At 35.7% G+C, this 26,256-nt stretch carries 25 protein-coding genes and 1 tRNA gene; 14 read left to right on the forward strand and 12 right to left on the reverse strand.

All coding sequences use genetic code 11. The features are described from left to right. Nucleotides 1-79: 79 nt before the first annotated feature. Complete coding sequence (gene katG, locus J8281_RS10210) at nucleotides 80-2,329, reverse strand: catalase/peroxidase HPI (RefSeq protein ID WP_210197513.1); 2,250 nt, start codon at nucleotides 2,327-2,329, stop codon at nucleotides 80-82. A 451-nt stretch (nucleotides 2,330-2,780) separates the two neighbouring features. On the opposite strand from katG, the gene J8281_RS10215 reads away from it, so the two are divergent. The 5 genes from J8281_RS10215 (at nucleotide 2,781) to J8281_RS10235 (ending at nucleotide 7,643) form a co-directional block, all read left to right on the forward strand. Next, a complete protein-coding gene (locus tag J8281_RS10215) occupies nucleotides 2,781-3,269 on the forward strand; it encodes a MarR family winged helix-turn-helix transcriptional regulator (RefSeq protein WP_210197514.1) in 489 nt (162 codons plus the stop codon). A 42-nt stretch (nucleotides 3,270-3,311) separates the two neighbouring features. Then, nucleotides 3,312-3,803 (forward strand): GNAT family N-acetyltransferase, encoded by a 492-nt coding sequence (locus J8281_RS10220; RefSeq protein WP_210197515.1) that lies wholly within the window; start codon nucleotides 3,312-3,314, stop codon nucleotides 3,801-3,803. A 925-nt stretch (nucleotides 3,804-4,728) separates the two neighbouring features. After that, nucleotides 4,729-5,451, forward strand: a complete 723-nt coding sequence (locus J8281_RS10225) for a hypothetical protein (RefSeq protein ID WP_210197516.1) — start codon at nucleotides 4,729-4,731, stop codon at nucleotides 5,449-5,451. Between the two features lie 765 nt (nucleotides 5,452-6,216). Further along, on the forward strand, nucleotides 6,217-6,900 hold the full coding sequence (locus J8281_RS10230) for a sensor histidine kinase (protein WP_246849072.1): 684 nt from the start codon (nucleotides 6,217-6,219) through the stop codon (nucleotides 6,898-6,900). A 104-nt stretch (nucleotides 6,901-7,004) separates the two neighbouring features. Beyond that, nucleotides 7,005-7,643, forward strand: coding sequence for a response regulator transcription factor (locus tag J8281_RS10235; protein WP_210197518.1), 639 nt, complete (start codon nucleotides 7,005-7,007; stop codon nucleotides 7,641-7,643). 243 nt (nucleotides 7,644-7,886) lie between these two features. Here J8281_RS10235 and J8281_RS10240 read toward each other — a convergent pair whose 3' ends face one another. After that, nucleotides 7,887-8,300, reverse strand: coding sequence for a PIN domain-containing protein (locus tag J8281_RS10240; protein WP_210197519.1), 414 nt, complete (start codon nucleotides 8,298-8,300; stop codon nucleotides 7,887-7,889). Further along, complete coding sequence (locus J8281_RS10245) at nucleotides 8,297-8,542, reverse strand: DUF6364 family protein (RefSeq protein WP_210197520.1); 246 nt, start codon at nucleotides 8,540-8,542, stop codon at nucleotides 8,297-8,299. Before J8281_RS10245 ends, J8281_RS10240 begins: the two co-directional genes overlap by 4 nt. 252 nt (nucleotides 8,543-8,794) lie before the next feature. Between J8281_RS10245 and rpoN the strand changes: the two genes are divergently transcribed. Next, nucleotides 8,795-10,255: an RNA polymerase factor sigma-54 gene (rpoN, locus tag J8281_RS10250; RefSeq protein WP_210197521.1), complete on the forward strand. Its 1,461-nt coding sequence runs from the start codon at nucleotides 8,795-8,797 to the stop codon at nucleotides 10,253-10,255. Continuing rightward, entirely contained in the window at nucleotides 10,255-10,860 is a 606-nt protein-coding gene (locus J8281_RS10255; RefSeq protein ID WP_210197522.1) for a hypothetical protein, read from the forward strand. Before rpoN ends, J8281_RS10255 begins: the two co-directional genes overlap by 1 nt. Here J8281_RS10255 and J8281_RS10260 read toward each other — a convergent pair. From J8281_RS10260 to J8281_RS10295, 8 genes are all read right to left on the reverse strand, one after another. Continuing rightward, the gene (locus J8281_RS10260) at nucleotides 10,855-11,577 is read right to left on the reverse strand and encodes a porin family protein (protein WP_210197523.1); all 723 of its coding nucleotides are present in this window, start codon (nucleotides 11,575-11,577) and stop codon (nucleotides 10,855-10,857) included. The genes J8281_RS10255 and J8281_RS10260 overlap by 6 nt on opposite strands. 180 nt (nucleotides 11,578-11,757) lie before the next feature. Further along, on the reverse strand, nucleotides 11,758-12,240 hold the full coding sequence (locus J8281_RS10265; protein WP_210197524.1) for a biopolymer transporter ExbD: 483 nt from the start codon (nucleotides 12,238-12,240) through the stop codon (nucleotides 11,758-11,760). Between the two features lie 23 nt (nucleotides 12,241-12,263). Then, on the reverse strand, nucleotides 12,264-12,872 hold the full coding sequence (locus tag J8281_RS10270; RefSeq protein ID WP_210197525.1) for a biopolymer transporter ExbD: 609 nt from the start codon (nucleotides 12,870-12,872) through the stop codon (nucleotides 12,264-12,266). Between the two features lie 5 nt (nucleotides 12,873-12,877). Continuing rightward, nucleotides 12,878-13,351: a hypothetical protein gene (locus J8281_RS10275; protein ID WP_210197526.1), complete on the reverse strand. Its 474-nt coding sequence runs from the start codon at nucleotides 13,349-13,351 to the stop codon at nucleotides 12,878-12,880. A 114-nt stretch (nucleotides 13,352-13,465) separates the two neighbouring features. Continuing rightward, on the reverse strand, nucleotides 13,466-14,269 hold the full coding sequence (locus tag J8281_RS10280; RefSeq protein ID WP_210197527.1) for a MotA/TolQ/ExbB proton channel family protein: 804 nt from the start codon (nucleotides 14,267-14,269) through the stop codon (nucleotides 13,466-13,468). Nucleotides 14,270-14,351: 82 nt separating this feature from the next. Continuing rightward, nucleotides 14,352-14,439, reverse strand: a tRNA-Ser gene (locus tag J8281_RS10285). Nucleotides 14,440-14,504: 65 nt separating this feature from the next. Continuing rightward, nucleotides 14,505-15,539: an asparaginase gene (locus J8281_RS10290; RefSeq protein ID WP_210197528.1), complete on the reverse strand. Its 1,035-nt coding sequence runs from the start codon at nucleotides 15,537-15,539 to the stop codon at nucleotides 14,505-14,507. Nucleotides 15,540-15,576: 37 nt separating this feature from the next. Then, nucleotides 15,577-16,362 carry a TatD family hydrolase gene (locus J8281_RS10295; protein ID WP_210197529.1) on the reverse strand — a complete coding sequence of 262 codons (786 nt, stop codon included), beginning with the start codon at nucleotides 16,360-16,362 and terminating at the stop codon, nucleotides 15,577-15,579. Between the two features lie 408 nt (nucleotides 16,363-16,770). Here J8281_RS10295 and J8281_RS10300 point away from each other — a divergent pair, with 408 nt between their 5' ends. Next, complete coding sequence (locus J8281_RS10300; RefSeq protein WP_210197530.1) at nucleotides 16,771-17,208, forward strand: TIGR02281 family clan AA aspartic protease; 438 nt, start codon at nucleotides 16,771-16,773, stop codon at nucleotides 17,206-17,208. Nucleotides 17,209-17,252: 44 nt separating this feature from the next. Here the strand turns inward: J8281_RS10300 and J8281_RS10305 are convergent, their stop codons facing one another. After that, entirely contained in the window at nucleotides 17,253-18,506 is a 1,254-nt protein-coding gene (locus J8281_RS10305) for an ABC transporter permease (RefSeq protein WP_210197531.1), read from the reverse strand. A gap of 571 nt (nucleotides 18,507-19,077) precedes the next feature. On the opposite strand from J8281_RS10305, the gene purH reads away from it, so the two are divergent. The 6 genes from purH to rodA all read left to right on the forward strand — a co-directional run bounded on the left by purH (nucleotide 19,078) and on the right by rodA (nucleotide 26,252). Then, nucleotides 19,078-20,610 (forward strand): bifunctional phosphoribosylaminoimidazolecarboxamide formyltransferase/IMP cyclohydrolase, encoded by a 1,533-nt coding sequence (gene purH, locus J8281_RS10310; RefSeq protein ID WP_210197532.1) that lies wholly within the window; start codon nucleotides 19,078-19,080, stop codon nucleotides 20,608-20,610. A 43-nt stretch (nucleotides 20,611-20,653) separates the two neighbouring features. Further along, nucleotides 20,654-21,682, forward strand: a complete 1,029-nt coding sequence (locus tag J8281_RS10315; protein WP_210197533.1) for a rod shape-determining protein — start codon at nucleotides 20,654-20,656, stop codon at nucleotides 21,680-21,682. Nucleotides 21,683-21,809: 127 nt separating this feature from the next. Beyond that, nucleotides 21,810-22,628, forward strand: a complete 819-nt coding sequence (gene mreC / locus J8281_RS10320; protein ID WP_210197534.1) for a rod shape-determining protein MreC — start codon at nucleotides 21,810-21,812, stop codon at nucleotides 22,626-22,628. Beyond that, entirely contained in the window at nucleotides 22,625-23,131 is a 507-nt protein-coding gene (gene mreD, locus J8281_RS10325; protein WP_210197535.1) for a rod shape-determining protein MreD, read from the forward strand. Before mreC ends, mreD begins: the two co-directional genes overlap by 4 nt. Continuing rightward, the gene (mrdA, locus tag J8281_RS10330) at nucleotides 23,128-24,999 is read left to right on the forward strand and encodes a penicillin-binding protein 2 (protein ID WP_210197536.1); all 1,872 of its coding nucleotides are present in this window, start codon (nucleotides 23,128-23,130) and stop codon (nucleotides 24,997-24,999) included. Before mreD ends, mrdA begins: the two co-directional genes overlap by 4 nt. Continuing rightward, nucleotides 24,999-26,252 carry a rod shape-determining protein RodA gene (gene rodA / locus J8281_RS10335; protein WP_210197537.1) on the forward strand — a complete coding sequence of 418 codons (1,254 nt, stop codon included), beginning with the start codon at nucleotides 24,999-25,001 and terminating at the stop codon, nucleotides 26,250-26,252. Before mrdA ends, rodA begins: the two co-directional genes overlap by 1 nt. Nucleotides 26,253-26,256 lie beyond the last annotated feature (4 nt).

Raw genomic sequence — 26,256 nt, forward strand, 5'->3', positions numbered from 1 at the left:
AATACATAAACCGGATCCAATTAAAGGGTGATTTTTAATGAAATCACCCTATGAATACTTTTACTATTGTACAAAACTACTACACTTCGAAGCGATCGAGATTCATAACTTTAGACCAGGCTTTTATAAAGTGCCTTACAAACTTTTCTTCTGCATCTTGACTGGCATATACTTCTGCCAGCGCTCGCAATTCAGAATTTGATCCAAATATGAGATCTACCCTAGTACCCGTCCATACAAGCTCACCTGTTGTGCGATTACGACCTTCGAATATCGTATCAGACTCAGAAGCTGCTCTCCAGGTGGTACTCAAATCTAGTAAATTCACAAAGAAATCATTAGTAAGTGATGCTTTTCGATTTGTAAACACTCCGTGTTGAGAATGATCGGCATTAGTACCCAGAACTCGCATACCCCCTATTAGAACCGTCATTTCTGGCGCAGTAAGTGTTAATAATTGTGCTTTGTCTATAAGCATCTCCTCGGCAGAAATATCATAATCACCTTTTACGTAATTACGAAAACCATCAGCCTTGGGTTCAAGCACGGCAAATGATTCTACATCTGTTTGTTGTTGAGACGCATCGGTTCTTCCGGCAGTAAAAGGTACTGTAACATGATATCCAGCATTTTTCGCAGCCTGTTCGATAGCAGCGCATCCACCCAATACGATGACATCTGCTAATGAGATTTTTTTAGTTCCGGATGTATTGTTATTAAAATCTTGTTGAATATTTTCGAGAAGCCCTATCACTTTTGAAAGCTGATCAGGGGTATTGATTTCCCAACTCTTCTGAGGCTCGAGACGAATACGGGCTCCATTGGCTCCTCCTCGTTTATCCGAATCGCGATATGTCGATGCCGAAGCCCAAGCAGTCATTACCAGTTCAGAAATAGATAATTCTGAAGCAAGTATATTGCCTTTTAAATGCTCAATATCTTGATCGTTTACCAGCTCATGATTTACTTCCGGAATTGGGTCTTGCCAAATTAACTCTTCTTGTGGTACGTCTGGTCCTAGATAACGAGAAACCGGACCCATATCACGATGGGTAAGTTTATACCAGGCTCTGGCAAAAGCATCTGCAAACTCATCTGGGTTTTGATGAAAATGTCGGGCAATCTTCTCGTAGTTTGGATCCATTTTGAGCCCCATATCTGCAGTAGTCATCATTAAATCTTGAGTTTTTGAAGAATCATGTGCCCTTGGAGCCATTTTTGCTTTTGATGCCGCTGTAGGTTTCCACTGGTGTGCTCCCGCAGGACTTTTGGTGAGTTCCCATTCATAGCCAAACAATACATCAAAATATTCGTTGTTCCATTGCGTAGGTTTTGTAGTCCAGGCTCCTTCTATACCACTGGTAATCGTATGGTCTCCAAAACCACTTTCGAACGTATTTTTCCAACCTAATCCTTGTTCTTCAATACTCGCACCGGCTGGTTCTCTTCCTACATATTGATTGGGGTCTGCTGCGCCATGTGCTTTTCCGAATGTATGACCACCAGCCACTAGCGCAACAGTTTCATAATCGTTCATCGCCATTCTACCAAAAGTTTCTCGTATATCTCTGGCCGATGCTACCGGATCAGGGTTTCCATTAGGTCCTTCCGGATTGACATATATCAATCCCATTTGCACTGCGCCTAAGGGATTTTCAAGCTCTCTGTCTCCTTCGTATCGTTTGTCTCCTAACCATTCGGTTTCAGACCCCCAATAAATATCTTCTTCAGGTTCCCAGATATCTTCACGCCCACCTGCAAAACCAAAGGTTTTAAAACCCATGGATTCTAAAGCTATATTTCCTGCAAGAATCATTAGATCTGCCCATGAAATTTTCTTGCCGTACTTCTGCTTAATAGGCCACAAAAGCAATCTAGCCTTATCGAGATTACCGTTATCGGGCCAGCTGTTTAGCGGTGCAAAACGTTGACTTCCTGAGCCAGAGCCCCCTCGACCATCGGCAATACGATAGGTACCCGCACTATGCCAAGCCATTCGAATAAAAAATGGGCCATAGTGACCATAATCTGCCGGCCACCAATCTTGAGAATCGGTCATTAATTCATGAAGATCTGTTTTTACAGCCTCAAGATCAAGACTTTTAAATGCTGAAGCGTAGTTAAAATCTGCATCCATAGGGTCTGATAGTGCTGAATGCTGTCTCAAAATATTCAATTTAAGCTGATTGGGCCACCAGTCTCTATTTGATGTACCCCCACCCGCACTTTGTTTGTGCGATCCGTTTAAAAAAGGACATGAAGCCATGCTATCATTAATATCCCATACGTTACCTTTTGGTGATGATTCTGTGCGATTATCTCTATCCATACCGAAAATTTAAAAGATTTGTATTTTTTAATTATTTCGAAAGTACAATAATTATTAACTATAGTTATTTATTTTATAATAATTAATATCTATTTAACTATGTTGTACTCCTATAAATTGCATTGCTACAGAAGTTATGTCGTCCTATTACATAATATGGTATTTCGAGTCTAGTGAACTATTTCGGAACAAGCTCACAGAACACTGGTTGAAAATAAATTTTCAATTTCAAAGCTGCCCTCGGGGGTAATGTGCCTTTTAACAGTATCAATAAAGATAATAACTAAAAGTATAGCAGGAATACAATTTTCATAATTGTTAACAAAGCGAGAAAACATAAATTTTCTCATCTTACTTGGCGACTAAGGGATTACAAATACTTCAAAAGTTAAAATACCCCTTACATTAAAATTAAATTATTATTTTTACATAGGTACTTATATAAATACTTATGCAAGATAAATTACAGGAATATGGTGAATTAGGATTAGGTTCAAGGTTTAAAAGACTTAGTGATCTAATGATGAAAGAAATCCAGATTGTATATGATGCCCATCAAATAGATTTTGATCCCTATCTGTTTCCGATATTCAAGGTAGTTATAGATCAAGGGTATGCGACAACTACCGATATTCAGGAAGCACTGCGTTATACGCAACCCGCCATTACACAATCATTAAAAAAGTTATCAGATAGAAAGCTGGTTACGTATACTGTAGACACTGTGGATAAGCGGAAAAAAATATTCAAACTTACTCCGAAAGGAAAAAAATTACTTCAGCAATTACTTCCTCTTTGGAAAGTTATCGACGAACAGGTAAAATGGCTCACCGAAGCCAGTGCTACAAGCCTGACGCGCCATTTGACTTATCTCGAAAATCAGCTTGCACATAAATCGTTGAGTACACGTATACTCGAAAAATATAATCAAAACATATAGTTTATATATAATTCGTTTCAACTTTAAATTACACACTCAAACATGAATAAAGCATTACAACTATCGCAACACAAGCCTATAGAGATTATTCCTTTTGAACCTAAATATGCGAATGATTTTGCACAGCTTAATATAACCTGGTTAGAAAAATTTTTTGTGGTAGAGCCCGTAGATAAAATCTTACTTGAGCAATGCAAAGAGACCGTCGTTGACCAAGGAGGATATATTTTCTTTGCCAAAATTAATGAAGACATCGTGGGTACTTTTGCTTTAATTCCTGTTACCGATACCATATATGAATTGGGAAAAATGGCCGTATCACCGAAGTACCAAGGCCACAAAATAGGACAACAGTTGTTACAGTTTTGTATTCAATTTTCTACCGAACAAGGGTGGCATAAACTCATCCTGTATTCGAACAGGATTCTCGAAAATGCAATATACATCTATAGAAAATATGGCTTTAAGGAAATCCCTATGGAAAAAGACCCTCTTTACAAGCGCAGCAATATTAAAATGGAACATTTACTTTGAAAATCTGATTTTGCTACACGAAACAAAAGAGAATATAATTACATACCCCTTGTCTTTATCTCACTATCCTGATATTTTATTATTTTTCCTATAATTATTATCCTACTAGTCTTGATCTCAAAAGCTATAAATAACAACATATTCGACGTTCTGAACATCGGGAAGAAGGCTATTTTAGGTTTATTTTTTTGAAAATCAGAAATTGTATAACGAGTTTTGGAAAAATATCTCCCTAAATCCCTCTTCAAAGAGGGACTTTTTTAGCTCCCTTCCTTTGAAGGAAGGGTTGGGGATGGATGTTCTACAAAAACAAAATAAAAATTAAATCTCAAATGAGAAATTGCAATACATCCTTCTAAATCTCCCTTCAAAGGGAGACTTTTTTGCCCCCTTCCTTTTGAAGACGATGGCGCAGTAGCGACAGGCGAGATAGAGCGCAGGAAAAGGGATGGATGTGAGCAGTTTATAAAGCAATTCGAGAATACTACAACTATTACCAATCGAAAATAGCACTACTTAAGAAAAATAAGAGATTGAAGATAGTACGCCTATTTGGCTCTTAGTAAAATTACTAAAGGTTTACTTTACAGAGCCCAACAACTAAGGAATCAAATTTGAAATCTAAAAACTCCCTATGGTTTACAAATCATAGGGAGTTTTTAATCAGAAAAAATTTATAGAAACAATAGCTATCTCCCTACTTTGCATAGGGGTGTTTACCCCTTTTTTTAGTGATGCTATACTGGTCTTATAGTATGTAATTCTTTTAAAACCTCCTATTATACAAGGGATTACCTTATTCATTCTTTTACAAAGTATTGGTTCATTTGTTTAGAACTAGAGAATAATAGTATTTTTAAAAAGAATTAATCACAATACATCTGGCAAAAGCCAAAACATCACTAATAGCTAAACTATCTATATCATGGAAAACGAATTTAACGAAGATGAACAAAAAACTAATTTTTTTGACCGTATTAAAAGATATCCATTAGAGTACATTGGTATTGCCTTTGTAGGTGCTGTGGCGACTTTCTTAATTATCGGAAAGCCAGCACCCAGCATCAATCCTTTTCCACCTAGTGGAGCACCTGTTGAAACATTAACCTTTGATGAAATCCTGGAATTTTATCATAATTTTGACGAACTAGACGAGACCATACAACGCTATACGCGAAGAACAACCGGGGATTCTACATTTATAGCGTCAAGAGCTGTTTCATTTGACTATCAAGAATTTATCGATTATCTAAATTTCATTCAGGATAACGCCAAGGAGGCTAAAATTGAAATTTCACAGTTACGATTTTATTTTGGCCAATATAAAGATGTAAAACAAAAAAATAAAAACTATAGACAAACCCTCTTTTTTAATCCTACTACAAAATTTAAAACAGGAAAAAAACGCGGGGATTTATCATATGCCATCTTACGGTCTAATGACTCGACTAAGGCAGTGCCTTTAAGCAGTGTTCTGGACAGTATTAACGATAAAGAAATAGGGCATTTAAAATTAAATCAAACAGATATCCAGCAAGAGGCTTCCATACTTTCTATACTATCTGTTAATCCAATGATGTTGTATGAAGCTCAATCACAGGCTCGTAATTCAGGACAAATTAGTCCACCACCCTCAGATATAGAATAAAACAGTTTTCATTATGCATATTGATGAGTTCATATTATTCTTAAGAGATTTCTCTACACTTTTTATAGAACTCTTAACAGCAATAATTGCAACTATTTTTTACGGTAAGTACAAGGATTCCTTATTAAAAAACTTCTTGTTTTATTTATGGCTTATAGTAATGTGTGAATATTCCGCTTATATAATTAGAGAATACTTCGAAGTAAAACACAATGCATGGATCTTTAATATTTTTTATCTGATAAGCTTCCCATATTTATTTAATTTATATCGGAAAACAATTAAGCATGCGGCCAGGAAAAAAGCTATAAAGTATTTTAACATCTTTTATTTTATAATTTTTTCTGGAAATAGTTTTTTCGAAAATTATATTAAAGAATCGCAAACTTTACCATTTATTGTAGCATCTGGGTTGCTAATTATTTCTATTATATTTTATTTTTTAGAAATTTTAGGAACTGAAAAGGTACTACATGTTAAAAAAAATCTATTATTTTGGATAAGTACTGGACTGCTCCTGTTTTATGTTGGTATTATACCATTTAGAATTACATTAAATTATTATGCAGATGTCATTCGTAAACATAGTCCATTATTCTCTATCTTATTTATATTGATTATAGTTTCAAACATTTGTTACATTATAGGTTTTATATGGAGCGACAAGAAACAGTTATACTGATCGCAAGCTGCATATTAATCATGCTCATTGCTATTATCATTTTTCTTTTTCTCATATTTCTAAAAAGAAAAAATACCTTGCTGATGCAGCAACAAGAAGCTCAAAAAAAGTTCGAAACCGCAATTGCCGAAACACAGATCGAGATTAGAGAAGAAACGTTGCGCAATATCAGTTGGGAGCTGCATGATAATATTGGTCAGCTGCTTACCCTAGCCAAAATACAGGTGAGTATGGCACAGGATGATCCCGAAAAACTGCAAGAAGTAACTCATACCATCACCAAAAGCCTTATAGAGCTGCGATCGCTATCAAAGTTAATTAACCCAGATGCGATTAAAAGCCTAAGCCTTACCGAGGCCATTACTTTGGAGATCGAACGATTTAACAGAATGCAGTTTATAAATGCCTCAATAAGCAGTAATCACGAAATCTATGCACTCGATGATAAAATTGAAATTATCATCTTTAGAATATTACAGGAATTTTTTACCAATACCATTAAGCATTCTAAAGCTTCAAACCTTTGCGTTGATGTATTGTATGATAAAGAAAAGCTAAGAATACATGCAAAAGACGACGGTATTGGTTTCAATAGTGATGATACCGATATACATCGAGGCATTGGGCTCGGTAATATTCAAAACAGATGTAAATTAATAGGTGCAGAAGTATCAATTACTTCTACTCACTGTAAAGGAACCGAAATGCACCTCACCTACTTTTATAAAAAAGAAAATATGAATGCAACACCTAACGAAGTTAACTAACTTTGTAAACCTGAACTCGTATGCAGTTATATACATAACCTAATCGCCGGTAAGGCAAGTTTTATGCTTAAATTATAAGCTAGTAATTACGAAAATTTAAACGTATGAAATATTCAGTAGTCATTGTAGAAGATCACATTTTACTGTCGCAGGCATTATCTGGATTGGTTAATGGATTTGATAAATTCAAAATATTGTATATCTGTAAAAATGGTAAAGAGTTACTCACTCGTTTTAAAGATCCGAAGAATATTCCTGATATCGTACTTATGGATATCAATATGCCCATTATGAATGGAATTGAAACTACGGCTGCCCTTAAAAAAGAATATCCACAGGTTAAGGTACTTGCGCTATCTGTAGAAGAAGATGAAAGTACGATCTTAAAAATGTTGCGAGCAGGTGCTAAAGGATATTTACTTAAAGATACTGAAAAAACCATTCTCGAAAGTGCATTAATACAAGTACAAGAAACGGGATTTTATCATACCAAAGATGTAACCAATCTTTTGTTAGGCTCTCTTCACCCAAAAGAAGAGAAAAAAGTGTTACTTAAAGAGCGAGAAGTAGAATTTATCAAACATGCGTGTACTGAAAAGACCTATAAAGAAATTGCTAATGAAATGTGCCTAAGCCCAAAAACTATTGAAGGGTATAGAGATGCTGTTTTTGAAAAACTGCAACTTAAAAACAGAACCGGATTGGTTATTTATGCCATTAAAAGCAAAATCTTTACTCCGTAAAATACTTTAAACCCGGTTTATGCATTAGAATTTCGTTATGAGGGTTGAAAATGCCATAAAACTAAGTGTTTTCTAAGTTTCAGCATAGCATCGCTACGGTGAAACTTAAAAATACAACGTAGTGCTTGGTTTTGCAGCAGTTTAAAGCCGTAATAGATTTTCTAATGCATAAAGCGGGTTAAACCTCATGCACTACCGCGCTCGTACACTACAAACCTAAAATTCTGAACGCGCACTGGCATGTTATAGCGTCGACAGGTATTCTTTAGCTGTTAATACTGGTACTTTAGAATTTTTAAAATCTTTTTTGTTCCGGGTCAAGATTAAATTCACACTGTTTTCTAATGCAGAATAATACTGAAGCCCGTCCTCAAAATCAGAAAACTCGTCGTTGCCTAGCGCGAGATCAATTATTTTATCATCTAAAGTTACTATTTCAACTAAAACCCTGAATTTCCTTAAGATCTCCCTAGCTTCCCTTGCCGATTTTAGCTTAGATAGAATATAGTTTGTGTTGGCGAAAGTCAATGAGGAAATAGACAATTTAATTTTATTCTTATCAGAAAGTGAAAAAAGTTCTGCTGCTTCTGCATAAAAATTAGCTCGCTTTGCTAAAAGGTCAATAACAATATTGGTGTCTACTAAAATCCTATTCATTTATACTTATCCATTAGATATCCGTAATAGGCTTCTTTTTCATCAAAGTCTGAAGGTAGCTCTATAACGCCACTTAAACTTTTTACTAAGGGTGTGATTTCAGACTTTTTCTTTGTTTCTTTTGTGAGAGTCGCCAAATAGGATTCAATCAGTTTTGATAAACTGGTATTATTCGATTTGGCATAAATCTTAGCATTTTCTATAATACTTTGATTCAGGCTTAACGTTAATTTTTTATCCATTGTATTTTTACGTGTAAAAATATAAATTTAATACGTGACATACAAGTACTTAATCCTTGTGGTTAAAATACATGAAAAAAAACAGCAATAACACTATAGCAATTACATACCAGGATAATTTATACAAAGAATACTAGATCGAAATACCTCATTCTCAAGTCTACATGGTTATTGTATAAACTAACCCCGTAATACTTTTATAAAACCAGTGTTTTTTGTTTATTTTTGTGAGAAGAAGAATATCAACTTTTTATGCTAAAGCAACAATTAAATTTTAAGCTTTCTCAAAAGCTATCACCGCAACAAATTCAACTCATGAAGTTGATTCAACTTCCTACACAGGCATTTGAGCAACGTTTGAAGCAAGAGATGGAAGAAAATCCGGCGTTAGATAGTGGTAAAGAAAAAGCTGATGATTATGAAGATACCTTTAGCAACGAAAATAGCACAGAGGATGACTACGGGAATGAAAAAATCGAAACCGAAATTAATGTCGACGAGTATTTAAGCGATGATGAGATCCCCAGCTACCGATTAAGTTCTAATAATTACAGTGCCGATGATGAAGACAAGAGTGTGCCTTACGCATCAGGCACTACATTTCATCAACACCTGGTGAATCAATTAAATACCTATAGGTTTGACGAAGAAGAACGTGAGATTGCCGAATTTTTGGTAGGTAGTGTTGATGAGAGTGGCTATATACGAAGAACTATTCCCGATATTTTAGACGATCTGGCCTTCACTCAGAATGTTTATACTACAGAAGAAAAAATAGAACGTGTGCTAGCAACCGTTCATCAACTGGATCCTGCAGGTGTAGGAGCACGAAGTTTGCAGGAGTGCCTATGGCTGCAACTAGATCGAAAAGAAACTACGATTCCTATAAAACTAGCATCAGAAATCCTGAAGAAAGCGTTTGATCATTTCAGCAAGAAGCATTACGAAAAACTTCTGGTTAAATTTGATGTAACCGAAGAACAACTAAAAGAAGCTATCAACGAAATTGAAAACCTAAACCCCAAACCCGGCGGCGCCTATGCCGGTAATACTCGAATCATAGAACATGTGGTACCCGATTTTACGATACGTATTGTAGATGGAGAATTAGAGCTTACTTTAAATGGTAGAAATGCTCCCGAACTTCATGTTTCTAGAGAATATAACAATATGCTTCAAGGGTATAAAGCAAGTAAAGAAAAATCCAAATCCCAAAAGGATGCAGTACTCTTTATTAAACAAAAATTAGATGCTGCAAAATGGTTTATCGAGGCGGTAAAACAAAGACAGCAAACACTTTTTATCACAATGAGTGCAATAATGCACTACCAAAAAAGTTATTTTCTAAGTGGAGATGAACGCAATCTCAAACCTATGATTTTGAAAGATATTGCAGACGAGATTGATATGGATGTAAGTACAGTATCTAGAGTTGCGAATAGTAAATACGTAGATACTCCTTATGGCACAAAATTGATTAAGGAATTCTTCTCAGAATCGATGACCAATGATCAGGGAGAAGAAGTATCTACCCGAGAAATTAAAAAGATACTAGAAATAACAATTGGTGAAGAGGACAAGAAAAAGCCTTTAACAGACGAGAAGCTTGCAAAAATCCTTAAACAAAAAGGATATCCGATCGCTAGAAGAACAGTAGCCAAGTACCGGGAACAACTCGAAATTCCAGTAGCTCGGTTACGAAAAAGGATATAATGAACTTTTTTTTAAGAAGTATTTCATACGTTTTACACCCACTTCTAATGCCACTACTTGGGGCTATTATATATTTTGCTGCAGCACCTCGATTTATCCCAGAAAATATAATAAAAGCGAAAATCATTGGTCTTACGATACTCACAGTTTTTGTACCTGTCTTACTCTATTTCTTTCTTAAAAATATGGGGGCAGTTTCTTCGATTCATCTCGATCATGTCAAACAGCGTAGACTACCGTTGGTTTTACAGTCAATTCTATTGATTCTTGTAATAAAGATCATTATCGATGCCTATCATTATCCCGAACTGTATTTTTTCTTTTTAGGGATTTTGCTATCGATCCTTAGCTGTATTTTTATGGTTTTATTCAATATTAAGGCCAGTCTGCATATGATAGGTATTGGCGCAGTGACTATGTTTACTATTGCGCTAAGTATACATTTTGGAATGAATTTGATAGTACTCATTTCTAGCTTGATGATCGCCAACGGTCTCGTGGCAACCTCTCGCCTGCACTGTAAAGCACATAGCAATCTTGAACTTATTTTAGGTTTTCTACTAGGTGTGATTCCGCAACTAACCCTGGTGAACTTCTGGTTATAGAATATAAAAAATCAAACCAATCTTAGCGGGGTTCAACGCTATGGTTTCTCCGGCAACCTGAGCATCATCAGTAAATAAAGAATTAAGGCTGTAATAAAAATGAAAGTTGAACGTATTCCACCCGAACGTAAAAGTGGCCCCCACTTGCCATCTATTGAGCTCATTAACCTTGGTTTGCCTAATTTGCAAGTCAGGTTGTTTAAAATTAGTATTGAAATGGTATAAGTACCCTATTCTGAAGCCCGTATAAATCCTGTAAAACTTATGACTTTCTGGAGTAGAAGTACGCCATCTAAACTCTAAAGGAGCTTCTAACAAGTGGGTTGTAAATCTATTGGTATCAAAATTTTCATCATCTAATATCAAAAAAACACTTTGTTCTGTACCCTCTTCTTCCCCTATAAATAAATTTTGATTGTACATATTAATAGAGTAACCCAAACCGAGACCAATTGCCAAATTACGTCTTTTGTTAATCGGCATATCTCTGGTAAACCCTAAGTGTACACCGATCGAAAATCCTGATTGACTAACATTCTCAGGTCTATTAAATAATAAATTATACGTAAAACCGACATAAAATTGATCTTCTCGATAAAGAGAATCAACGATTTTACTAGGCTCCGGATTTAGTTTAGGCACCGATTTAGCATCAATTTCCTGTCCGAAAGTCATACTTACGCTACAACACCAAAAAAGTACGATAAGCTTCTTCATATCAATCACTAAAATAAATCTATTTCTTTAAAAGTAAGATGCTGATCAAACAAATTTTTAAACAAACGCTTCGATGTCTGGAGTTGAAAAGTATAGAACATGTATTCATAAAAAAATCCCACCGTGACTATACGGTGGGATCATTGTTATATAAGAAACGAGTACTTAAACTATTTAATATTATTGGAAATTTTGTGCTGCATCTCCTTGTCTAGTAGTATAATTAATTTTCAAAGCTTCTACATCACGTAATTCCTTTTTAATATCACCTACAAGTCCCATATTCGTATCACCGTCTACTTTTAGTGCCGTGGTTAGATAAGGTACTTCTTCTTCTCTCTTAGAAGCTCTTTCAGCGAGTATAAAGGCTTTGATATCTTCTACAGCAGCAAATTTATCATTTAATTGTATTCTAGGTTGACTACCTGCGCTAGTTCGATATCTGGAACTAGGTTTCCCTGCATAAATATACATAACCAGATTTTTCTTATCTAACTTTTCAATCTGATCAGCATAAGGTAATTTATTCTCGATCATCAGCGTATTTTGTCGCATTACGGTAGCAACCATAAAAAAGAAAAGTAGCATAAATACAATATCTGGTAAAGAAGCTGTAGAAATAGCCGGTAATTCACCACTTTTTTTCTTTTTAAACTTTGACATACAAATTATGTTTTACGTTACTATTATTTTCTTGGTTCTGCCTCAGAGAGTTTCTCAGGAAACAAAAATTGTATCTTTTTGATATCTTCTTTTAAAGCTTCTTTGTTTCCGGGATAATTAACGTCTTTAAGATCTTTTTCCATTTGTTCAAAAGATTTCCCAAATAAACGCTGTGCTTCTCTATTACGTAATGTAGTATATGCTGCCACCAATTCATTTTGAACTGCAATGTAGGTCGCATAATTGGTTTCTCTGTTATTACGTAAAGAAATTACCGCTTTTGTTGGATTATCAGATGATGAAGGATCTCTATCCCCTTGACAATAATCACATTTATCTTCGCCTGTACCACCACCATTATCCAAAAACTTCATTGCTGCTTCACGAAGTTCTCCTAATTCCATAGGAGCTTCTTCGACCAACAAATCATTATTTTTATTCACCTCAACAACAAATATATTTTTTTGTTTAAGTATGGGTGGCTCTACATTATCTTCTTGCGGTGGAGGAAGTTTTCGACTAATACCGCTATCTGTTTCGATAGTAGTTGTAACCAGGAAGAATATAAGAAGTAAGAAAGCAATATCTGCCATTGATCCTGCATTAACTTCTGGTGCTGCTCTTCTTGCCATAATTATTATTTACCTATTAATTTTCTAATTCCAGATAAGAACATTAAACCAACTGCTACCGCAGCTAAAATATAAAATGCATATAATCCGGTTCCTACCCATTTTGACCCACTCTCAGAAAGTATCTCTCCGTCTTTCATAGGAGTTTCAACGCCCTCTGCCAAGACAAATCCAATTCCTACGACGATAACGAAAGCAACGATACCTATTAAAGTATTTTTAAGGCCAGAAGGATTTTTCGCTAACGTAGAAAATACGGTTATCAGGGTAGCAACTATAGTGATTACAAAAATTATTAATGTAAGACTATATAAAGGGCTTACCAAAGGTGCTGCATCATCTAAAGGAAGCTCTCTCGCTTCTGAAACACCATTTTGGTCCATCAAATCACCAATTGAACTACTCATTACATACCAAAGAATCGCGCCTATGATACCTATTGCCAGTACAACATATGATAATATTTTAGAAATTTTCATGTGCTTATTTTTTTGTTTGAAATGCTTACCGCACTGTAATTACATATTAAGATTAATCGCTGTTTTGAAAGCTCTTAAAAGTTAAGATCATTCAAAACTTTATACAGTGCCTACCTATTTTTTGTTTTTGTAAGCAACCAACATATCAATCAATGTGATCGAAGCATCTTCCATATCGTTAACAATTCTATCAATTTTGGCTACAATGTAGTTATAGAATATTTGTAGAATGATCGCAACAATAAGTCCGAATACTGTAGTAAGAAGTGCTACCTTAATACCTCCTGCTACAAGAGAAGGCTGCATATCTCCCGCGGCTTCGATTTTATCAAAGGCTTGAATCATACCGATTACTGTACCCATGAAACCAAGCATTGGCGCTAGCGCAATAAATAAAGAAACCCACGAAACGTTTTTCTCTAACTGTCCCATTTGAACTCCTCCGTAAGCAACAACTGCCTTTTCTGCGGCATCGATGCTTTCATCTGCTCTATCAAGACCTTGATAATAAATAGAAGCAACTGGTCCCTTTGTATTTCTACAAACTTCTTTCGCTGCTTCTACACCACCACTATTTAAAGCATCTTCAACATTTTGTTGTAATTTTTTGGTATTGGTGGTAGAAAGATTTAAAAAGATAATTCTTTCGATTGCAATCGCTAGTCCTAGGATCAAACATAAAAGTACAATTCCCATGAATTCAGGACCACCTTCTATAAAACGCTTTTTAAGGTTTTGGTGGAAGGATAACTCTTCAGTTTCATTAGAAGCTACCTCTTCTTGTAGTATTGTCGTCGTTGTAGGAGCAATTAATAATTGCATATTTGCCGTTAATAACTGGGCAGGTGCAGTAGCTGCTTGTAAATTTCCAAAAGCCATTACCGCTACGATTGCCAGAATAGAAAATAATCTTTTCATTGCGCTGATTCTTAATTTTAATTAGTTAAAGGGTTAAAGATATAAAAATATTATAAAATCTTTCAATTATTTACATTTAATGCAGAGAGGAAGGGATTCGAACCCTCGATACGCTTTTGACGTATACACACTTTCCAGGCGTGCGCCTTCGACCACTCGGCCACCTCTCTAAAATTTCCCAAAAAATGGGAGGAGCAAATAACAAAAAAAATGTTAAGTACTAAAATTTGAGGCGTTAATTTTCTAACATTTCCCCTCGCAATGAGGTTTCGTAGATGGTTTTGAGAACTTTAAGCGGTAAATTTTCCCCCAATAAATACATCAATTTGGCAACAGCTGCTTCGGTTGTTATGTCTTTTCCAGAAATAACTCCTATCTTTTTTAAAGCTACACTGGTATCATATTTACCCATTTCTACACTTCCGCCAGAACATTGCGTCACATTAATAATAGGAACACCTCTTTTGATTGCCTGTGCCAACATGCTAATAAACCAACTCTTTGTTGTTGTGTTTCCCGCTCCATAGGTCTCCAAAATTATACCTTTAATAACTTCTGAAGAAAACACGTGTTGCAAGATTTCTTGATTAATACCCGGAAACATCTTAACAATAAGAATATTATTATCAAAATGCGTGTGGTATACCATCTTTTTTCTTCTATTTACAGACCGCAAACTAGATGTGTTAATTTTAAGATGAACTCCTGAAACAGCAAGTGGAGGGTAATTTAAGGATTGAAATGCTTCAAAGTGCTCTGCATTGATCTTGGTTGTTCTATTGGCTCTCAGCAATTTATATTCGAAGTATAACCCTACTTCGGTAATCACCGGTTTTCCTTTTTTTTGTAACGCAGCAATTTGTACTGCCGTAATCAAATTTTCTTTAGCATCTGTTCTTAAATCACCTATAGGTAACTGCGATCCTGTAAATATGATGGGCTTCGTGAGGTTTTCAAACATAAAACTAACAGCTGATGCGGTATAGGACATGGTATCACTACCATGCAGCACCACGAAACCATCATAATCATCGTAATGCGTATAAATGCTATCGCCTAACGCTCTCCATCGTTCTACATTCATATCTGAAGAATCGATTGGTTCATCAAAACTTATAGTATCTATAGAGCAATCCAATTGCTGTAGTTCTGGAATCTTCAGTACTAATTGATCAAAATCAAAAGCGACTAAAGCTCCGGTTTCAAAATTCTTAACCATCCCAATAGTTCCTCCTGTGTAAATCAGTAGTATGTTTGGCGAATCATTCATAACGATAAACGAACAAATTTTAAATGATAACTATACGCTAAATGTCGAAAATTTCTTTAGAATTAGTGGTAGTAATAGCTGCTATTTCGCTGACAGGGATCTTATAAATCTCGGCTAATCTATTTAAAATATTGATCAAATAGGCACTTTCATTACGTTTACCTCTATAGGGTGTAGGGGCTAGATAAGGAGCGTCAGTTTCTACCACCACATGTTCTAACGGGATTTGATGCAAAAACTGGTCAATTTTCCCATTTTTAAAAGTAACCACACCTCCAATTCCTAATTTCATATTGTAACCAATCGCCCGATGAGCATCTTCTAATGTGCCTGTAAAACAATGAAAAATACCATACAAATCTTCTCCTTTTTCAGATTCGAGTACCTCAAAAATTTCTTTGAACGCCTCTCGGCAGTGAATTACAATTGGAAGTTGATGCTGTTTTGCCAATTTGATCTGATATCTAAATGCTTCTATCTGGGCCCCTATTGTTGATGTATCCCAATATAAATCGATACCTATTTCGCCCACAGCATAAAAATTCTTTGCATGCTGATCAGACCTTTTTTGAAGTTCGGCTTCAACATGGGCAAGCTCTTCTTGATAATTCTCTTTTACATGAGTAGGATGTAAACCCATCATAAGAAACACATTTTCGGGGTATCGAGACTCGATATCGTACATGGCTTTAGTGTAACTGGCATCAATCGCAGGAACAAAAAAGCGTTGTACTCCATTTGCGATAGCACGTTGCATCATTTCATCTTGATCTTCATCAAAAGCTTCGCTATAAATATGCGTATGGGTATCGGTAAGTATCATGTGGTAAAAGTAACCAAAATACATTTTTATCTGTTCAGAATAGTTTAGATTTTAAAGCAGTATTGTCCGGTTGAAGAAAATAGACCGCTGCGCTGCTAGAAAATAGAACAAAGACTTATTTATAAATACTTGTCTATTAAGGTTTTTGAAATAAAGGCGATTCAGTTTCAAAAAAAGTTGTCTAAATTTTAAAAAAGCAAGGTGTCTTTTCTATAAACTCATAACTTCTTAATGGTAATAGAGGTCTTCATAGCTTATCAACTTTTTTATCGGACAACAATGATTTTAAAGCTACACCAAAAACCTTGCAGCAAACTGATTTTGATTTTTTTAGTTTCTCTATATGATAAGGACTATTTTATTCTTGTGAATTGTACTACTTTTACGCCAGTATCTTCAATACAAAACATGAATACACTTAGGCGATTTTTAACTAGCAAACACTATCATCGTATACCATTAGAACTTACAAGAACGAATCATTTTGAAGTTAAGGCATCAATCAATAGCATACAAGGTAGATTTATTGTCGATACAGGAGCTTCTAACTCTTGTGTCGGATTTGAAGCAGTAGAGAAATTTAGTCTTTTTGCTGAAGATAGTGACGTAAAGGCAGCCGGAGCCGGAGCTACAGATATGCTAACGCAACTTTCAAAAAATAATACCTTACAGATTGAAACTTGGTCTAAAAGTAGAATATCTCTGGTTTTGTTTGATCTTACCCATGTTAATGAAGCCCTTGTAGCACACGAAGCTACGCCGGTCGATGGTATTATTGGTGCAGACCTTTTGAAAAGGGGAAAAGCCGTTATCGATTACGATCGAAAATGTTTGTATTTGAAATGAACCCAACCTACGGCAAGAAAAATGTGAAGATACTAAAAGCGCTATCACATTCCCGTCCTAATGGCTTCGACAGGATCTAATCTTGATGCAGAAACTGCAGGTAAAATTCCTGCAATCAATCCTATAAGGGTAGAAGAAAACATGCCCCAAAACATATTAGAACCTGAGAGTACAAATTGAAAATCTCCTGTAAAGTTTGAAACTAATATAGAAATTGCCCATACCAAAAACAATCCTACCAACCCCCCTATTATTGCCAAAATCACCGCTTCAAACAAAAACTGGAATAGTATAAATTTTCTTTTGGCACCTAAAGCTTTTTGTATCCCAATCAGGTTTGTGCGTTCTTTTACACTCACAAACATAATATTAGCAATACCAAATCCCCCGACTAATAGTGAAAACATCCCTATAAATCCACCTATGGTAGACATGGTACTTGTAATATTATCTATAAAATCTGCAAAACCCTGTAATTGGTTTATAAAAAAGTTGTCTATTTCGTCAGGTTTTACGCCTCGATAAGCCCTTATTTTTTGCGTTAACATGGCTACAAACTCAGGCACATCGATTCCTGATTCGGGTTTGATTATAATAGCAGGAAATGAGGCTTTATTATGATCCCCAAAAAGTTTTCTCACAAAATTAACAGGCACCATAACCATAGTATCTTTAGACTCGCCAAATAATCCACTCCCTTCTTTTTGAAGTACACCAATAACGGTAAATTTTCTACCATACAATCGTACCTTCTTGCCAATAGGGCCAACACTCCCAAATAAGCTGTTAGCTATTTCATCTCCTATAACCATCACCGGTGCCCCAGAAATAGATTCTTGCTCATTATAAAACCTTCCGTTGACTACCTGTAAGGCTTCGATATCATAATAATCATGAGTAACCGGTGTAATTTGTACATTACTCACCGTTTCATTTTCATATTTTAAAGTTTCGGGAGTTACATTTAGTGAAAAACTAGCGGCTTTAAGATCGGGCATCGTTTTTTTAATATATTGGTATTCTTCATAGGTAACATCGGGAAATTGCTCTCTTTTCCATTTAGGTATATCTGTAGGAGCAAATGAAAAACGCATCACATAGATAGTGCTATTGTCTAGCGAACTTATACTGCCTTTTATTTCTTGTTTTAATGAATCTACCGCTGCAAGCACGCCTATAATTGAAAAAATTCCAATGGTAACTCCGAGTAACGACAAAAATGTACGTAATTTATTAGTACGAAGGGCGTTTATAGCAAAGTTGAAACTTTCTTTAAGTACTCTAAGATAGATTAGCATGCTTACTTTTTATGCACAATGTATGAATCATCTAAAGATAAGACGTTTTCTCGATAATTTTCGTTACAATTTCTTTTGAAGTTTTTTTGAGTATGCGTGTCGTGCGAAAATCAGCTAAGTTCGCTTCGGCTAGGTAGTTCAAAAAATAGGGCCCAAAGTAGCATCAAAAATACTACACTTTATGTCTACACCTATAAAAATTGAGTCTACCGCATGTTAACCCCTTTGTAATATTTATATACCTCTTCAAAAAAATCGTGTCTTACAACTAAAATTCAACGATATTTAGATGGCGTTACACCACTTACTCTTGCACGTATCATATACATAGAACTTCACAACAAGACTTTCAATTGCTCGAAAAAGCAACGCTTTGGGCGAGATGTGGCATTAGAAATGCGTCCTCAATTTTAGCATAGCACCACCAAGGTTATCATAATAAACATAGCGCAGCGAGAACCTACTACCTTAATCTATTCATCCACTCAAAGACTTATAAAACTCACCTGCGTAAAACACTATAAAAACGGTTTAAATTACTACTTTTGCGTTTTATTAACTAAAATTTCTCATGAGCACTTCAAAAACTGCGAAATCTGCATTAATTTCAGTATTCAATAAGGATGGATTGGCACCTATTGTAAAAAAATTGGATGAACTTGGTATTACCATATATTCTACCGGTGGGACCGAAAAATTTATTAAAGATCTTGGAGTAGGCGTAATTCCGGTAGAAGATGTTACCTCGTATCCATCGATTTTGGGTGGTCGGGTAAAAACGTTACATCCAAAGGTGTTTGGGGGTATTCTGAATCGCCAGAATAACGATAGTGATGTTGCAGAATTAGAACAGTATGAAATTCCGCAGATCGACATCGTTATTGTAGATTTGTATCCTTTTGAGAAAACAGTAGCTTCGGGAGCTTCAGAACAAGATATTATTGAAAAAATTGATATTGGAGGCATTTCTTTAATTCGTGCCGCAGCCAAAAACTTTGCAGATGTTACCTGTATTGCATCAGTAGATGACTATCAGGATTTTTTAACTAAAATTTCTGAAGGGAACGGCAATATTTCTATGGCAGACAGAAAGCGTTTTGCCGCCAAGGCTTTTAATGTATCATCTCATTATGATAGTGCTATTTTCAATTATTTTAATAGTGACCAACAAATACATTCATTAAAAATAAGCGAAACCACTGGAAAAGAATTGCGCTACGGCGAAAATCCACATCAAAAAGGATTCTTTTACGGGGATTTTGAGGGTATGTTTGACCAGCTACACGGTAAAGAACTATCTTACAATAACCTGTTGGATGTTGATGCTGCAGTCAATCTGATGAACGAGTTTACAGGTGAGGCACCTACATTTGCTATCCTAAAACATAACAATGCCTGCGGATTGGCACAACGAGATACGGTACTTCAATCGTATGTAGATGCATTAGCCGGCGATCCGGTTTCTGCATTTGGAGGAATTTTAATAAGCAATACCGAAATAGATGAGGCAACGGCAGAAGAGATTCACAACTTATTTTGTGAGGTCGTTATTGCGCCTTCTTTTAGCACCGAAGCTCTTGCTATTTTAAAAGGGAAGAAAAATAGAATCCTGTTAAAACAAAATAATATAGAATTACCAAAAACACAAGTGCGTTCTTGTCTTAATGGCATTCTTTTACAGGATAAAGATCTTAAAACAGATGCAGCAACCGATTTGAATACTGTAACCAAGGTATCGCCAACTCGCGAGCAAATTGACGATCTTTTGTTTGCTTCAAAAATTTGTAAACACACCAAATCCAATACCATTGTTTTTACCAAAGGAAAACAATTATTGGCCAGCGGGACGGGACAAACCTCTAGAGTCGATGCTTTGAAACAAGCTATAGAAAAAGCAACTTCATTTCAATTTGATCTTAACGGGGCGGTAATGGCGAGTGATGCCTTCTTCCCATTTCCTGATTGTGTCGAGATTGCAGATAAGGCAGGAATTACAGCAGTAATACAACCCGGTGGTTCTATAAAGGATGAATTGAGTATAGCGTATTGTGATCAAAACGGAATTGCAATGGTTATGACCGGAACACGTCATTTTAAACATTAATTTTAGTACATTTACGGAATTTTAACCCCTTTTTTCGACTTTTATGGGATTTTTTGACTTCTTTACCGAAGAAATTGCGATAGATTTAGGTACTGCGAATACCTTAGTTATTCATAACGACAAAGTAGTGGTAGATAGTCCTTCTATCGTTGCCCGGGATATCATGAATGGCAAAATTATAGCTGCCGGTAAAGAGGCCGCGATGATGCAAGGAAAAACTCACGAAAATATTAAGACGATTCGTCCTCTCAAAGACGGAGTTATTGCAGATTTTGATGCTAGCGAAAAGATGATCAGTATGTTTATCAAAGATATCCCTGCATTGAAAAAAAAGCTATTCGCCCCTGCCCTACGTATGGTGATTTGTATTCCTTCAGGTATTACAGAAGTTGAAATGCGTGCGGTAAAAGAAAGTGCTGAACGTGTTAATGGAAAAGAAGTATATCTCATACATGAACCCATGGCAGCAGCTATTGGTATCGGGGTTGATATTATGCAACCCAAAGGCAACATGATTGTTGATATAGGAGGAGGTACAACTGAAATCGCCGTTATAGCTTTGGGCGGAATTGTATGTGACAAATCGGTAAAAATTGCAGGTGATGTTTTTACCAATGATATCATATACTATATGCGTACGCAACACAATCTTTATGTTGGAGAACGTACCGCAGAGAAAATCAAAATTCAAATTGGTGCTGCTACCGAAGACCTAGAGTTACCTCCAGAAGAAATGAACGTACAGGGGCGTGATTTACTCACCGGAAAACCTAAACAGGTTCAAATATCGTATCGGGAGATGGCCAAAGCATTAGATAAATCCATACTACGTATTGAAGATGCTGTAATGGAGACTTTATCTCAAACTCCACCAGAACTAGCTGCTGACATCTATAATACAGGAATATATCTTGCCGGAGGAGGTTCGATGTTACGTGGTTTGGATAAGAGATTATCGCAAAAAACCGATTTGCCGGTTTACATCGCAGAGGATCCTTTACGAGCGGTAGTTCGGGGAACGGGAATTACTTTAAAAAACATCAATAGATACAAAAGTGTACTTATTAAATAATACGTTAAAAAATAATACGGTGAGTATATACCTTATCTAAGGTTTTGTCGTTATTCTGCATTAATACGTTATCAAAACTATATACGTATTGTTATAGTATACTATTTAACTCAAGAAATAATAATACATGCAGCAGATTATTAACTTTATCATACGAAACAAACATGCTCTGCTATTTCTTGTTCTTTTATTCATATCTCTGGCGTTCACTATCCAATCACATTCTTACCACAGAAGTAAATTTGTAAGCTCGACAAATTTTTTTAGTGGCGGAGTTTATGAATGGCAACATGCGATAAGCGATTATTTTAATCTCAAAGGTGAAAATGAAAGATTACTAGAAGAAAATGAAAGATTATATAATATAATAGGTGCTATAAATGTAGATTCTATAGCTACTATGCTAGCAGATACGACTGCATCAAAACCTTTTATTTACTCAAAAGCCAGAGTGATCAAAAATGATTACAGTAAAGTTGATAATTACATTCTTATAAACAAAGGAGAAAAAGATAGTGTTTTCCCAGATATGGGAGTAATCACAGATAAAGGAATAGTTGGTATTATAGAAAATACTTCGGAAAATTATAGCCGAGTGATTTCTATACTCAATAGTAATTCCCGTATCAATGCCGGTCTTAAAAATTCAAATCAATATGGCTCTTTGATCTGGAATGGTGAAGATCCCAATATTGTACAATTAGAAACTGTTCCCAGACAGGCGATACTTAAAGAGGGGGATACCATAATTACTCATGGAAGATCTACTATTTTCCCACGAGGTATTGGCATTGGTACGATACAGAAGTACACGCTAGATCAAAATAAAAGCTATTACCTAATAGATGTAAAGCTATTTAACGATATGACCAATATTGGTTTTGTGTATACCATTAAGAATACCAATGCCGAAGAAATTAAAAGTTTAGAAAATCTGGATTTATGAATAGAGATGCACTACTACATGTCGGGAGATTCGTTATCCTAATTCTGGTTCAGGTATTCGTTCTCAATCATATTAACTTTATGGGTGATTTAAACCCGTACATTTATATAATTTTTATCCTCTTGGCACCTATTAACATCAATAAAAGTCTTTTTCTTTTTGTTAGTTTTATATTGGGCCTTACCATGGATATGTTTGGAGACTCTGGAGGAGTGCACGCTGCCGCCTGTCTTATCATTGCATTTTTTAGACCTGTGGCATTGAGAACCGTTTTTGGACTAAGTTATGAGTTTCAAACAGTGAAACTTGGTAATATAGCCTTTGGCGAAAAACTAGCGTATGTAACCCTTATGGTTTTAACACATCACCTTATACTTTTTTCATTAGAAATTTTTAACTTCTCTCACATACTATTAATTATCAAAAAAACGTTATTTTCCAGTTTATTTACGATTGTTGTTACTACGCTCGTTCTATTTGTATTTAGAAGAAGGGATTCATGAGAAAATTGTTACTATATCTTATCATCGTTACTACGGGTCTTGTCTTTGTTGCAAGGCTTTTCTATTTACAAATTTATAATACCTCATTCGCTTCTCTTTCAGAAGATAACGCAATAAAAGTTATTTATGATTATCCGCAACGTGGCGCTATTTATGATAGGAATGCACGGTTAATGGTAGCCAATCAACCTTCATACGATGTTATGGTTATCCCAAGAGAACTAAAACCGTTCGATACCTTAGAGTTTTGTTCTATTCTTAATATCACAAAAGAGAAACTGGTTAAACGACTACGAAAAGCAAGAGTTTATTCGCCCAGAGTTCCTTCTATTGTCATTCCGCAGTTAACAAAAGATGAATACGCGTATCTACAAGAAAAAATGAGGAAATTTGAAGGATTTTACATTCAAAAGCGTTCCTTAAGAGATTATCAAACTACGCATGCCGCTAATGTTTTAGGGTACATAGGCGAAGTAAATGAAGCTTTAATAAAAAAAGATCCCTATTATCTTTCTGGTGATTTGATAGGTATCGACGGAGTAGAAAAAATATATGAAAAAGAACTTAGAGGTATCAAAGGCGTTAAACGAATTCAAAAAGATAGATTCAACAGAGATATTGGTCCTTATAAAAATGGAAAGTTTGACACACTACCCGTAAATGGAAAAGATCTTACAATTACCATAGATGCACGATTGCAAGCGTATGGGCAAACGCTAATGAAAAACAAACGCGGAGGTATAATAGCCTTAGAACCCTCGACAGGCGAAATTCTGGCTATGGTAACAGCACCTACCTACAAACCAGAATTATTAGTAGGTAGAAAAAGATCTCCAAATTTTACGAAGTTGGTATACGATACCATTGCCAATCCCCTTTTTGATAGAGGTATTATTGGCGAATACCCTCCCGGATCACCATTTAAAACAATTAATGCCCTAATCGGATTACAAGAAGATGTTATCGATACCAAAGAGCGAATTTCTTGTAGAATGGGATACTACTACGGCAAAAGAGGACAAAAATTAGGTTGCCATTTTCATCGAAGCCCCTTAAGTATGATTCCTGGTATCGCAAATTCGTGTAACGCTTATTTTGCGACAGTGTATAGAAGGATTATAGAAAAATATGAAACTCCGCAAAAAGGGATTGATACCTGGAGAAAACATGTGCAAAGTTTTGGATTGGGGAAATATTTAGGAAACGACCTAGCTACTGGAAAGCGAGGTAAAGTTCCCAATGCCGAGTATTATAATAAAATATATCAATTCCCTACTTATAAATGGTATGCCACTGCAACATTATCCAATGCCATAGGTCAGGGCGAAGTGCTGGCAACTCCCATTCAACTCGCAAATATGACTGCTGCCATCGCTAACAAAGGCTTTTATTTTACACCACATATCTTAAAAGCAGTGAATGGTATACCCATAGAGAATGAAAATTATACAAAACCTAAGATCACTACTATTGATAAAGAACATTTTGAGCCGGTAATAGAAGGAATGCATGAGGTATATACCAAAGGAACCGCAAGTTTTTTGCAAGTTGAAGGGATCGATATCTGTGGAAAAACAGGAACTGCAGAAAATTTCACTAAAATCGACGGAGTTAAAACACAGCTTACCGATCATTCGGTATTTGTAGCTTTTGCTCCAAAAGATAATCCTAAAATAGCATTAGCCGTTTTTGTTGAAAATGGATATTGGGGGGCTCGCTACGCCGGGAGAATTGCTTCATTAATGATAGAAAAATATCTTAGAGGTGCTATAACCCGACGAGATCTCGAGGATTGGGTGCTTACCCACAGTTTGGAAGAAGAATATGCGAAACCCTATAGCGGTAAACCTTTTAAAATTAATCAATAATGGCAAAATCGAGCGTTGCAGCTATTGATTGGATAACCGTACTCTTATTTCTAACATTAGTAGGGTTTGGTTGGGGAAATATTTATTCTGCATCTTATGAAGGTGAAGCGTTTTCTTTTTCAGACCTATCACAAGTTTATGTAAAGCAGGGGTATTGGATCGTGTTAAGTATTGTACTTATAATAATTATACAAGCTGTCGAGACCAAATTTTATGAACGATTTGCCGGACTTATTTATGTCATCGCTATACTATCATTGCTTGGACTTTTCGTTTTTGGCAAAACCATTTCGGGAGCAACTTCGTGGTATGCTATAGGTTCATTTAGAATACAACCATCAGAATTTGCAAAAGCATGTACGGCACTGGCACTTGCCAAGTTTTTAAGTGATATGCAAACAAATATTGGCTATATTAATCACCAATTAAAAGCTTTTTTAATAATTGTATTGCCAGCATTGCTTATCGTACCTCAACCCGATCCCGGAAGCGCTTTGGTCTATGCAGCATTTTTCTTTCCACTATACAGAGAAGGATTAGCAGCAATTTATCTTGTCGTAGGGGTCTCTGCGGCTGCCTTATTCGTTCTTACATTGCTTTTCTCACCCTTTTGGATCGTTGTTACCATTGCGGGAATCATGATGATTTTCCTGATTCGAACTAGAAAACAAAAACCTAAATACTCTCGATACCTATTAGCACTCATAGTTATTACAGGATTCTGTTTCTCTGTAAATTATATTTTTAATCATGTATTTGAACAACGACACAGAGATCGATTTAATATTGTGTTAGGAAAAGAAGTAGATGCCAAAGGAATAGGGTACAATACAAATCAAAGCCAAATAGCCATAGGTAGTGGCAGTTGGACGGGTAAAGGTTGGAAAGAGGGTACACAAACAAAAGGAGGTTTTGTACCAGAACAACATACCGATTATATTTTTAGCACGGTGGGAGAAGAATGGGGGTTCCTTGGGGCTACCACTGTTATTATTCTGTTCATTTTACTTTTGATACGGCTTATCCATTTGGCAGAACGACAAAAATCTCAATTTAGTCGAGTATACGGGTATAGTGTTGTTGGCATTTTATTTATTCATTTTACTATCAATATTGGTATGGTAACCGGTTTGATACCCACCATAGGGATTCCTTTACCGTTCTTTAGTTATGGAGGATCCAGCCTTTGGGGGTTTACCGTTTTACTTTTTATTTTTATTAAGCTGGATTCAAATAGGGTTAATGAGTGGTAAAATC

The organism is Aquimarina sp. U1-2, from assembly GCF_017897595.1.
In the GTDB taxonomy this organism is placed as follows: Bacteria; Bacteroidota; Bacteroidia; order Flavobacteriales; family Flavobacteriaceae; genus Aquimarina.

Bases quoted from the DNA above. Each gene is read 5' to 3' on its own strand.
- katG (WP_210197513.1), bottom strand. From the start codon at position 2,329: ATGGATAGAGATAATCGCACAGAATCATCACCAAAAGGTAACGTATGG.
- J8281_RS10215 (WP_210197514.1), top strand. From the start codon at position 2,781: ATGCAAGATAAATTACAGGAATATGGTGAATTAGGATTAGGTTCAAGG.
- J8281_RS10220 (WP_210197515.1), top strand. From the start codon at position 3,312: ATGAATAAAGCATTACAACTATCGCAACACAAGCCTATAGAGATTATT.
- J8281_RS10225 (WP_210197516.1), top strand. From the start codon at position 4,729: ATGGAAAACGAATTTAACGAAGATGAACAAAAAACTAATTTTTTTGAC.
- J8281_RS10230 (WP_246849072.1), top strand. From the start codon at position 6,217: ATGCAGCAACAAGAAGCTCAAAAAAAGTTCGAAACCGCAATTGCCGAA.
- J8281_RS10235 (WP_210197518.1), top strand. From the start codon at position 7,005: ATGAAATATTCAGTAGTCATTGTAGAAGATCACATTTTACTGTCGCAG.
- J8281_RS10240 (WP_210197519.1), bottom strand. From the start codon at position 8,300: ATGAATAGGATTTTAGTAGACACCAATATTGTTATTGACCTTTTAGCA.
- J8281_RS10245 (WP_210197520.1), bottom strand. From the start codon at position 8,542: ATGGATAAAAAATTAACGTTAAGCCTGAATCAAAGTATTATAGAAAAT.
- rpoN (WP_210197521.1), top strand. From the start codon at position 8,795: ATGCTAAAGCAACAATTAAATTTTAAGCTTTCTCAAAAGCTATCACCG.
- J8281_RS10255 (WP_210197522.1), top strand. From the start codon at position 10,255: ATGAACTTTTTTTTAAGAAGTATTTCATACGTTTTACACCCACTTCTA.
- J8281_RS10260 (WP_210197523.1), bottom strand. From the start codon at position 11,577: ATGAAGAAGCTTATCGTACTTTTTTGGTGTTGTAGCGTAAGTATGACT.
- J8281_RS10265 (WP_210197524.1), bottom strand. From the start codon at position 12,240: ATGTCAAAGTTTAAAAAGAAAAAAAGTGGTGAATTACCGGCTATTTCT.
- J8281_RS10270 (WP_210197525.1), bottom strand. From the start codon at position 12,872: ATGGCAAGAAGAGCAGCACCAGAAGTTAATGCAGGATCAATGGCAGAT.
- J8281_RS10275 (WP_210197526.1), bottom strand. From the start codon at position 13,351: ATGAAAATTTCTAAAATATTATCATATGTTGTACTGGCAATAGGTATC.
- J8281_RS10280 (WP_210197527.1), bottom strand. From the start codon at position 14,269: ATGAAAAGATTATTTTCTATTCTGGCAATCGTAGCGGTAATGGCTTTT.
- J8281_RS10290 (WP_210197528.1), bottom strand. From the start codon at position 15,539: ATGAATGATTCGCCAAACATACTACTGATTTACACAGGAGGAACTATT.
- J8281_RS10295 (WP_210197529.1), bottom strand. From the start codon at position 16,362: ATGATACTTACCGATACCCATACGCATATTTATAGCGAAGCTTTTGAT.
- J8281_RS10300 (WP_210197530.1), top strand. From the start codon at position 16,771: ATGAATACACTTAGGCGATTTTTAACTAGCAAACACTATCATCGTATA.
- J8281_RS10305 (WP_210197531.1), bottom strand. From the start codon at position 18,506: ATGCTAATCTATCTTAGAGTACTTAAAGAAAGTTTCAACTTTGCTATA.
- purH (WP_210197532.1), top strand. From the start codon at position 19,078: ATGAGCACTTCAAAAACTGCGAAATCTGCATTAATTTCAGTATTCAAT.
- J8281_RS10315 (WP_210197533.1), top strand. From the start codon at position 20,654: ATGGGATTTTTTGACTTCTTTACCGAAGAAATTGCGATAGATTTAGGT.
- mreC (WP_210197534.1), top strand. From the start codon at position 21,810: ATGCAGCAGATTATTAACTTTATCATACGAAACAAACATGCTCTGCTA.
- mreD (WP_210197535.1), top strand. From the start codon at position 22,625: ATGAATAGAGATGCACTACTACATGTCGGGAGATTCGTTATCCTAATT.
- mrdA (WP_210197536.1), top strand. From the start codon at position 23,128: ATGAGAAAATTGTTACTATATCTTATCATCGTTACTACGGGTCTTGTC.
- rodA (WP_210197537.1), top strand. From the start codon at position 24,999: ATGGCAAAATCGAGCGTTGCAGCTATTGATTGGATAACCGTACTCTTA.